The 7,846-nt window shown below is 70.9% G+C and carries 12 protein-coding genes and 1 pseudogene; 8 read left to right on the forward strand and 5 right to left on the reverse strand.

Annotation, left to right across the window (positions count from 1 at the left end; translation table 11 throughout):
• Positions 1-67 precede the first annotated feature (67 nt).
• Complete coding sequence (locus ACFWEP_RS28025; protein WP_387374054.1) at positions 68-526, reverse strand: NUDIX domain-containing protein; 459 nt, start codon at positions 524-526, stop codon at positions 68-70.
• Positions 527-615: 89 nt separating this feature from the next.
• Positions 616-1,065: an ATP-binding protein gene (locus ACFWEP_RS28030; RefSeq protein ID WP_387374056.1), complete on the reverse strand. Its 450-nt coding sequence runs from the start codon at positions 1,063-1,065 to the stop codon at positions 616-618.
• Between the two features lie 230 nt (positions 1,066-1,295).
• On the opposite strand from ACFWEP_RS28030, the gene ACFWEP_RS28035 reads away from it, so the two are divergent.
• The 3 genes from ACFWEP_RS28035 to ACFWEP_RS28045 are packed head-to-tail and all read left to right on the forward strand — an operon-like array spanning position 1,296 to position 3,148.
• A complete protein-coding gene (locus ACFWEP_RS28035; protein WP_387374058.1) occupies positions 1,296-2,174 on the forward strand; it encodes a helix-turn-helix domain-containing protein in 879 nt (292 codons plus the stop codon).
• 2 nt (positions 2,175-2,176) lie between these two features.
• Entirely contained in the window at positions 2,177-2,374 is a 198-nt protein-coding gene (locus tag ACFWEP_RS28040; protein WP_387374060.1) for a DUF397 domain-containing protein, read from the forward strand.
• 33 nt (positions 2,375-2,407) lie between these two features.
• Positions 2,408-3,148, forward strand: coding sequence for a hypothetical protein (locus ACFWEP_RS28045; RefSeq protein ID WP_387374062.1), 741 nt, complete (start codon positions 2,408-2,410; stop codon positions 3,146-3,148).
• Between the two features lie 25 nt (positions 3,149-3,173).
• Here ACFWEP_RS28045 and ACFWEP_RS28050 read toward each other — a convergent pair whose 3' ends face one another.
• Positions 3,174-3,509 carry a DUF6980 family protein gene (locus ACFWEP_RS28050; protein ID WP_387374073.1) on the reverse strand — a complete coding sequence of 112 codons (336 nt, stop codon included), beginning with the start codon at positions 3,507-3,509 and terminating at the stop codon, positions 3,174-3,176.
• 82 nt (positions 3,510-3,591) lie between these two features.
• Positions 3,592-3,696 (reverse strand): annotated as a pseudogene (locus tag ACFWEP_RS28055) (DUF1203 domain-containing protein); the annotation flags it as partial.
• A gap of 137 nt (positions 3,697-3,833) precedes the next feature.
• Between ACFWEP_RS28055 and ACFWEP_RS28060 the strand changes: the two are divergent.
• Positions 3,834-4,118 carry a hypothetical protein gene (locus ACFWEP_RS28060; RefSeq protein WP_387374064.1) on the forward strand — a complete coding sequence of 95 codons (285 nt, stop codon included), beginning with the start codon at positions 3,834-3,836 and terminating at the stop codon, positions 4,116-4,118.
• Between the two features lie 12 nt (positions 4,119-4,130).
• Here the strand turns inward: ACFWEP_RS28060 and ACFWEP_RS28065 are convergent, their stop codons facing one another.
• The gene (locus ACFWEP_RS28065; protein ID WP_387374065.1) at positions 4,131-4,631 is read right to left on the reverse strand and encodes a DUF1203 domain-containing protein; all 501 of its coding nucleotides are present in this window, start codon (positions 4,629-4,631) and stop codon (positions 4,131-4,133) included.
• Positions 4,632-4,812: 181 nt separating this feature from the next.
• Here ACFWEP_RS28065 and ACFWEP_RS28070 point away from each other — a divergent pair, with 181 nt between their 5' ends.
• The 4 genes from ACFWEP_RS28070 to ACFWEP_RS28085 all read left to right on the forward strand — a co-directional run bounded on the left by ACFWEP_RS28070 (position 4,813) and on the right by ACFWEP_RS28085 (position 7,782).
• The gene (locus tag ACFWEP_RS28070; RefSeq protein WP_387374067.1) at positions 4,813-5,907 is read left to right on the forward strand and encodes a YihY/virulence factor BrkB family protein; all 1,095 of its coding nucleotides are present in this window, start codon (positions 4,813-4,815) and stop codon (positions 5,905-5,907) included.
• A 67-nt stretch (positions 5,908-5,974) separates the two neighbouring features.
• Positions 5,975-6,562 carry a phosphatase PAP2 family protein gene (locus ACFWEP_RS28075; RefSeq protein WP_387374069.1) on the forward strand — a complete coding sequence of 196 codons (588 nt, stop codon included), beginning with the start codon at positions 5,975-5,977 and terminating at the stop codon, positions 6,560-6,562.
• 150 nt (positions 6,563-6,712) lie between these two features.
• Positions 6,713-7,222: a phage holin family protein gene (locus ACFWEP_RS28080; RefSeq protein ID WP_387374071.1), complete on the forward strand. Its 510-nt coding sequence runs from the start codon at positions 6,713-6,715 to the stop codon at positions 7,220-7,222.
• A complete protein-coding gene (locus tag ACFWEP_RS28085) occupies positions 7,219-7,782 on the forward strand; it encodes a DUF3618 domain-containing protein (RefSeq protein WP_387374072.1) in 564 nt (187 codons plus the stop codon). Before ACFWEP_RS28080 ends, ACFWEP_RS28085 begins: the two co-directional genes overlap by 4 nt.
• The last annotated feature ends 64 nt before the right edge of the window (positions 7,783-7,846 follow it).

A 7,846-nucleotide genomic window follows, 5' to 3' on the forward strand; every position in this document is an offset into this window, starting at 1 on the left:
CGCACGCAGCAGCGTGCGGGCCCACCTCTGTTTCCGGGGGCCGCCCCCAGGTGCCCCCGGGGCGGCGTCACCGGTGCTTCCTGGTGACGGTGGTCCAGCGCGGGTCGACGCGGTCGAGCCAGACGTCCTGATCGTCGGCGAGAGGTTCCCGCAGGGGGAGCGCGAGGAAACGGCAGCGGAACACGAGGCCGGCATCACCCCCGTCGCCGTGCACGCGGTGTTCCCAGACCTCCGGGGTGTCGGCGGGCACCCGCAGGGAGAAGAAGCTGGTCCGTCGCGGCTGCCCCGTGTCGGGGTGGGGCTTGTCCTCCACGGCGACTCGCCCCACCACCGTCGCCGTCGACAGACCTGTTTCCTCGGCGACTTCCCGGAGGACCGCTTCCTCCAGTCCTTCGCCCGCCCCGACCCCGCCGGCAGGGACTTGGGTGCCTGCCTCCGGCATGCCCACGTGGTCGAAGACCAGGAGCTCGGGGGCCGCACGCTGTCGGACCACGTACGCGGCCACACGGATTCTCGGCTGATCCATCTCGGCAGTGTCCGTCATGAACGCCGATCGAGCCGTGGGGCCGGTACGCCTGGTGGGGTGCGCGAGGGCTCGCGGGGGTTCGCGTGGACCTATGGGAGCAGAGCGGGACCGGACTCGCGTACGAGGGACATCTCGGCGAACACCGTCTTGCCGACCGTACGGTGCTCGATGCCCCACCTGTCGGCGATGTGAGCCACGATCAGCAGCCCCCGTCCGAAGCAGTCGGTATCCACGGGCTTGCGGGTGTCGGGCAGCCGTTCCGACCGGGGGTCGGCGACCTCGATCCGCAGGACGGTCGCGGTGACCAGGAGCCGGACGCGGAAGAGGCGGTCCCGCAGAGCCCCGTGCAGCACCGCGTTGGTGGTCAACTCGCTCACCAGCAAGCCCACATCGTCGGCCAGGTCGTCGTACCCCCACTCCACGACGAGCCGCGCGGCCCTGTGTCGGCTGCGCCGGACGCTGCCGGGTGGGGGCGTGTAGCTGAGCACGTCCTCATGGAGAACGGGTTCGGGGGCGGGGATTTCCTGGGCGGGCGTCATGGACACGTACCTCCGTGGAAACGGGCGGTGGCGATGCCGAGCCGGCGCCGGGCCGGTAGGTATCCGGCGCAGGGCAGGACGGTGCACTTCCGCCGGTCGGCTCCGCTGAGCGAGCGGTGTAGCACTGAACGTAGCGATCCGAGGAGTCTGGGCACAAGTGAAACGGAGACAATTGTCCCCAACGGGGGATCGTTGTCGACGCGGACTGGGCCGGCCGCCACACTTGGCTTGTGAATCGAGCAACCCAACTCGGGAACCGGACCTCGACCGTGCTGGGCCGAAGGCTCGGTAGCGAGCTGCTTCGCCTGCGGGACGCGTCGGGCAAAACACAGCAGCAGGCCGCGCAGACGATCAGTGCTACCAACTCGAAGATCGTGAAAATGGAGCGCGGATGGGTTCCGATGCGGGACCCGGACATCCGCACCCTGTGCGAGTTCTACGGCGCCGACGACGCGAGGCTCGTCGGCCGCTTGATGGAGCTGGCCGGGCTCGACCGGGAGCGCCGCAAGGCGAAGGGCTGGTGGAACCAGTATCCGGAGCTGCGGTCGCTGGTCGAGTACGTGGCGCTGGAGGACATCGCCACCGGCATCCGCACCTGGCAAGGCGCTTTCGTTCCCGGCCTGTTGCAGACGCCGGACTATGCGCGGGCCCTCGCGGTGGGCAATGCCGAGTGGCGGGAGCCGGAAGAGATCGAGCGCTTCGTCGAAGCGAAGGTGGCTCGGCAGGCTCGCCTGGCGGATGATCAGCCCCTCGCGCTGTGGGCCATCATCGGAGAGGGCGCGCTGCGCCAGTTGGTCGGGGGACGCGAGGTGATGCGTACTCAACTTGCCCGCCTTGCCGAAGCGTCGGCGGAGCCAAATGTCACTGTGCAGGTTGTCCCGTTCCTGGCGGGGTCCCATCCGGGCATGACCAGCGCATTCAGCGTGGTTTCCTTCGCCGAACCAGGGGCGTTGGACGTGGTTTACATGGACACCACGTCGTCTACGCTGTGGTTGGAGAGCGAGACGGACGCCACCCGCCACAACGTCACGTTCGGCCGCATTGCAAGAAGCGGACTCGCTCCCCGCGATTCCATCGCTCTCATGGAGCGTATTCGCAAGGAGCTGTAGCTGTGCCCCACTTCGATTTCGTCAAGTCCAGCTACAGCAGCGGAGATGGCGAGTGCGTCGAGGTGGCCCGCAATGTCCCCGGCTCCGTGGCTGTCCGCGACTCCAAGCGCCCCGATGGCCCCGTCCTCGTCGTCGCCCCCGCCACCTGGGCGGCCTTCGCCGCCGACCCGGACCTCACGGATGAGCCTTCGGCCGCCTGATCCGCCCCGCCGGAAGGAAAGCTGAGCGCGCGGGTGACGGACTGGGATCGGATGTACGACTGCCAGGGCGACACGGAGCGTGTCCCGCGACTCCTGGACCAGGTGGAACGGGAGGACGACGCCGAGGCGTGGTGCGAACTGCGCCACCGGCTCGTGCTGGAGGACGACTGGGTGTTCCCCGCTTCCTTCGCCGCGCTGCCACGTCTGGTGCGGCTCGCGGGGACGCGTGGCCGGGCGCGCGAACTGGCGGGTGCGATCGTCCGGCGGGCGGGCTGCGACCACGGTTGCGAGGACCTGCTGGCAGGGTGCGCCGAGACGATCAGTGCGCTCGACGGACTCCTGGACCGATATCTGAGGACCCGGCCGTCCGACTACCTTCCCGCGTTCCGCGCGCTTCTCGGGGCGCGCGGGCAGTATCACTGGGCTGCCGTGCTGGACGACTTCGCGGACGACTTCTACCCGGTGGACTGTCCGCACTGCGGTGGGGAGACCACGATCGCCATCGGTGGCTACGGTCGCTGTTCCGCTGTGCGGGACTGGGATCTGGGGGACGTGGACCGCAGGGAGCTGCGGCCGGCGTCCCCGGAGGAGCTGACCGGGACCGGCCGGTGGATGTACGCGACCGCGTCCCGGGACGGTGAGCAGGTGTTGGCCGAGGGCGTGGCCCACCTCTTCGGGCGGGCCGAATGCCCGCGCTGCGACTCCGTGTTCAGCATTGCCGAGGAGTACGCGCTTGCGAACCTGCCCTCCTCCGGTGACTACCCGTCCGTCTGACGCGGTTCGCCGCGCGGTTCGCCGCTCAGTCTCGCGACGGGAGGGCGAGCCAGCGGCCGTCCTGGTACTCGGCGGGGATCTCGTCCTCCCACGGATCGATCCCGAGGCGCTCCAGCTCCTCGAACCAGCGGTCGCGCTGGGATTCCGGGAGGCGTCGTCCGCACCAGGGGCAGAAGTCGATGGTGCTCGCCGAGGTGCCGCCGTCGTGGATGATCAGCCCGTACTGCTGGAACCGGGGGTCGAACTCGACCAGCGTGTCCGGGCAGGCGAAGGGGTCGTCGTGCTGGTCGCACTCCAGGCTCGCGTACCGGGTCATCGTTTCGCAGCAGTGATCGGACACGGTCCGGCGGCTCGCTCTCATCGGGATGTCGGGTGAAGTCACCCGGCCGATCCGATTGTGCCGAATCCCTTTTTCCGCGCGCGGAGTCACCGGGGCCGAGGCGCTACCCCCGCCGCACCTCCGCCATGAAGCACCCGAACTCCACCGCCCGTACGTGCACCACTGCCACGGCCGGGTCCGCGAAGACCTCGCGCAGGGCGTGGTCCATCTCCGCCGCCCGCTCGCGCGGCAGTTCGACGAGGCCCGGCCGGCCGCTGTCCGGACTCGCCCTGCCGGCCGTCAGGGGTTCGTACGGGGCTCGGTAAGGGCGTTGACCTCGGGCGAGGGCACCCCCATCATCGACTGGTGATCATCGCTGCCGGAGGTCCGCCGGACTTCGTGCCCACTTTCATGCTGTTCGTCGGACTGGTGACGACCCTCCTGGGGGCTCTGCTCCTCTCCCCCCGGGGGGCCGCGTGGATGCGGAGCCGGGCCGAGAGCCAACGGCGGCGGGGTGTCGGCCCGCGAGCCGCTCCCCAGGCGTTCGCGCAGGAGGACGGGCCGAACCTCATGAGGATCGTCGCTCTGGTGTGGGTGATCGCGGGGCCGGTCATCGCTGTCGTGTGTGGCGCCGTGATCGTCCTCAACTGACCCTCCGAGGCGCTACCCCCGCCGCACCTCCGCCATGAAGCACCCGAACTCCACCGCCCGTACGTGCACCACTGCCACGGCCGGGTCCGCGAAGACCTCGCGCAGGGCGTGGTCCATCTCCGCCGCCCGCTCGCGCGGCAGCTCCACGAGGCGTCCGCCGAGGATGTGCCCCCGGGCGTCGTAGGCCCGAAGCACCCTTCGGGGGCCGTGGAGCGGGGCCGGGTAGCCGGAACCGGAGGCCGGGCCGCCGCAGTCCTCGGCGTGGACGAAGACCGGGCCGCATTCGTCGTACGGCCCCGGTTCGGCGCCGGTCTCCTGGGCCCAGCGGCGCAGCGGTGCGTAAGAGACGAGGACGATCCGCTCGCCCGCCTCGCTCCGGCGGAGGCAGCAGCGGAGCGGGGCGCCGCCTTCCGGGTCGGTGGTCGCCTTCCGGGCCTGGCCGGCGTCGTCCTGGAGCCGGAGCCGGTCCAGCGTCGCGGGGGCGATGGCGTGTACTTCGTACGTCGTGGTCATAGGTCCAGCGTCCCGGAGCGGAGCCCGTGGCACTGGCGGGAATCGGACGTGACGTTTCCGGAGTGCGGTGGCCCCCGCCCGATCGCGCTCCGCAGGACTCCCGGGGCTGGTACCCCGTACTCTTCTCACCCTTGCGGGCGCATGACCGTTACCGATCGGGCAACCGGGTTACTCGTGAGGCATGACACCGACCTCCGGATCACCCCAGGACAACGAAGAACCCGCCGGGCACCACCGTTCCGAGCACCGGGACGCCGGTGAGTACGCCGGCAGGGACGAGCGTGGGCAGGAGGCCGAGAACGTGGGCCCCGGCCCGGAGGTGGAGGCCAACGCTCCCGACAGCCCGACCGGTATGCCCAAACGGTCGTGGTGGGCGGTGCTGAAGCGGACGGGCAAGGAGTTCAAGGACGACGAGCTGACCGACCGGGCGGCCGGGCTCACCTACTACGGCATCCTCGCGCTCTTCCCGGCCCTGCTGGTGCTGGTATCGATTCTCGGTCTCGCCGGGGAGTCGACCACCCAGAAGGTCATGGACAACCTGAAGAAGCTGGCCCCCGGCCCGGCCCGCGACATACTGACCGACGCCGTGGAGCAGTTGCAGAACAACGGAGGCGTCGGGTCGGTCATGGCCGTGGTGGGCCTGGTGCTGGCGGTCTGGTCGGCCTCCGGCTACGTCGCGGCGTTCATCCGCTCCTCCAACGCCGTCTACGACCTGCCCGAGGGCCGCCCGGTGTGGAAGGTGCTGCCGCTGCGCTTCGGGCTGACCGTGGTCCTGATGGTGATGGCGGTGATCAGCGCGCTGATCGTCGTCTTCACCGGACCTCTCGCCCGCCGGGCGGGCGAGACGCTCGGCGTCGGGGACACCGCGCTGACGGTGTGGTCGATCGCGAAGTGGCCCGTGCTCGCCGTGCTCGTCATCCTGATGGTCGCGATCCTCTACTGGGCCGCGCCCAACGCCCGTGGCCGGGGCTTCCGCTGGATCACCCCGGGCAGCTTTCTGGCGCTGCTGATCTGGCTGGTCGCGTCGGCGGGCTTCGCCCTGTACGTCGCCAACTTCGCTTCGTACAACAAGACGTACGGAACCCTCGCCGGGGTAATCGTCTTCCTGGTGTGGTTGTGGATCACCAACCTCGCGATTCTTCTCGGTCTCGAATTCGATGCCGAGCTGAGCCGGGAGCGGGCCATCGTCGGTGGCCTTCCCGCGAACGAGGAGCCGTACGTCGAACCGCGCGACACATCCAAGTGGTCCGACGAGGACCGTCGCCGGCTCGGCTGAGACCAGGACCTGGGGCCCGGCCTACCCGGCCGGGGCCCCGGACGAGCAGAGAAGAGACGGGGCACCGGTGTACGGGACAGCGGACGACGGTACGGACTGGAGCCGGCTGAGCGGGATGGCGGCCTTGCGGCGGGGGGACCGCCTGCTGAGCCACCGGGTGGCGCGCTGGCAGTCGCCGGTGACGCGGGAGGTGCTGCCCGCCGTGGAGTCGGCGGCCGAACGCACCAAGCTGTGGTGGGCCGCCGCCGGGATCATGGCCGCCGTCGGCGGCGGCCGGCAGCGGAAGGCGGCGGTCGCCGGACTGGCCGCCATGGGACTCGCGGAACTCCTCTCCAACGGTGTGGGCAAGCAGCTCTACGAGCGCCGGAGACCGCCCGCCGAGCTGATCCCGCACGACGGCGTCCACGACCGGCCCGACAGTTCGTCGTTCCCGTCGGGCCACACCGCCGCCGCCGTCGGGTTCACCGCCGGAGTCGCCGCCGTCTCCCCGGTCGTGGGCGCGCTCTGTGCCGTCCCGGCGGCGGTGGTGGCGGTCGAGCGGGTGCAGTCCGGGGCGCACTATCCGAGCGATGTGGCCGCCGGCGCCGTCCTGGGGATGGCGAGTGCTTGGCTGATCCACCGCGCTCCGAAGCTCTGGTGGCGTCGGCTGCTCTGAGCGGGGACGGCGACCGCTACGGCGGCACGTGCATACGGCGTTCCGCCCGGGGTACCCGCGATATGGCCCATTCATGACAATCCAGCGATATGCGGCGAATGGTTTCTCCTTTTCGGGTACCGGCGCCGCGGGGGAAGGTGGCGAACGGCCATGAGCACGGTCGATCACTCTGCCGGGCCGCTTGGTTCCGGCAACGGCACGCGTACCGGCGTCAACGGTTCCGGGAACGACGCCCGTACCGGCGTCGGCGGACCGGACGGCGCCGGGAGCGCACCGGCGGACGCGTCCGTGGGGGCGCTGGTGAGTCAGGCGTCCCAGCAGCTGTCGCAACTGGTGCGGGACGAAATGCGCCTGGCCCAGGCGGAGATGACGCAGAAGGGCAAGCGGCTCGGCCTGGGCGGCGGACTGTTCGGTGGCGCGGCCGGTGTGGGGTACCTCGCGCTGGCCGCGCTGGTCGCCGCCGCGATCGCCGGGCTGGCCACCGCGCTGCCGGTGTGGGCCTCGGCCCTGATCGTGGGCGCCGTGCTGGCGGCGGTCGCGGCCGGACTGGCCCTGAAGGGCAAGAAGGAGATCGCCCTGGCCACACCCCCCAAGCCCGAGAGGGCCATCGACGACGTCAAGGCCGACATGGCAGAGATCAAGGAGAAGGCGCACCGATGAACGACATGCCCCAGTCCCGGTCTTCGCACGACGAACCCCTGACCCCCGAGGAGTTGCGGGCGAAGGCGGAGGCGACGCGCGAGCAGCTCGGCCAGACCGTCGAAGCCCTCGCGGCGAAGGCGGACGTGAAGGCTCAGGTCCAGCGGAAGGCCGAGGACGCCAAGCTCCAGGCCCGGGCCAAGGCGACACAGGCCAAGGTCCAGGCACGGCTGACGGCGATGGACGCCAAGGCGCAGGTGCGGGACAAGTCCGCCGACGCCAGGGCCCAGGTGCGGGAGAAGGCGGCGCTGGCCAGGGACCGGGCCGCCCGGATCGCCCGGGACGCGCAGGAGAAGCTTCCGCCCCCGGTGGTGGACAAGGCGGCGCGGGCCAAGGACCGGATCGGCGCGGCTGCCACGTCCCTCGCCGCGAGGGTCGAGGAGAAGACCCCGGACACGTTCGCGGAGCGGGCCGGGCGGGCTCAGCGGGCGGTCGGCGCCCGACGCGGCCCGCTGCTCGCCGGGGCCGCCGCAGCGCTGGTGTTCGTGGTGGTGGCGAAGCGCCGCGCCAAAAAGCGCTGAGGCGGCTTGAAGCGCTGAGGACGGCGTGAGGCGACGGCCGGAGGGCGGGGTGGACCGGAGTTCC

The organism is Streptomyces sp. NPDC060198 (assembly GCF_042728415.1).
Lineage (GTDB): Bacteria > Actinomycetota > Actinomycetes > Streptomycetales > Streptomycetaceae > Streptomyces.

Excerpts from the sequence above, each read along its gene's own strand:
- ACFWEP_RS28025 (WP_387374054.1), bottom strand. The coding sequence starts at position 526 with ATGGATCAGCCGAGAATCCGTGTGGCCGCGTACGTGGTCCGACAGCGT.
- ACFWEP_RS28030 (WP_387374056.1), bottom strand. The coding sequence starts at position 1,065 with ATGACGCCCGCCCAGGAAATCCCCGCCCCCGAACCCGTTCTCCATGAG.
- ACFWEP_RS28050 (WP_387374073.1), bottom strand. The coding sequence starts at position 3,509 with ATGAGAGCGAGCCGCCGGACCGTGTCCGATCACTGCTGCGAAACGATG.
- ACFWEP_RS28065 (WP_387374065.1), bottom strand. The coding sequence starts at position 4,631 with ATGACCACGACGTACGAAGTACACGCCATCGCCCCCGCGACGCTGGAC.
- ACFWEP_RS28070 (WP_387374067.1), top strand. The coding sequence starts at position 4,813 with ATGACACCGACCTCCGGATCACCCCAGGACAACGAAGAACCCGCCGGG.
- ACFWEP_RS28080 (WP_387374071.1), top strand. The coding sequence starts at position 6,713 with ATGAGCACGGTCGATCACTCTGCCGGGCCGCTTGGTTCCGGCAACGGC.
- ACFWEP_RS28085 (WP_387374072.1), top strand. The coding sequence starts at position 7,219 with ATGAACGACATGCCCCAGTCCCGGTCTTCGCACGACGAACCCCTGACC.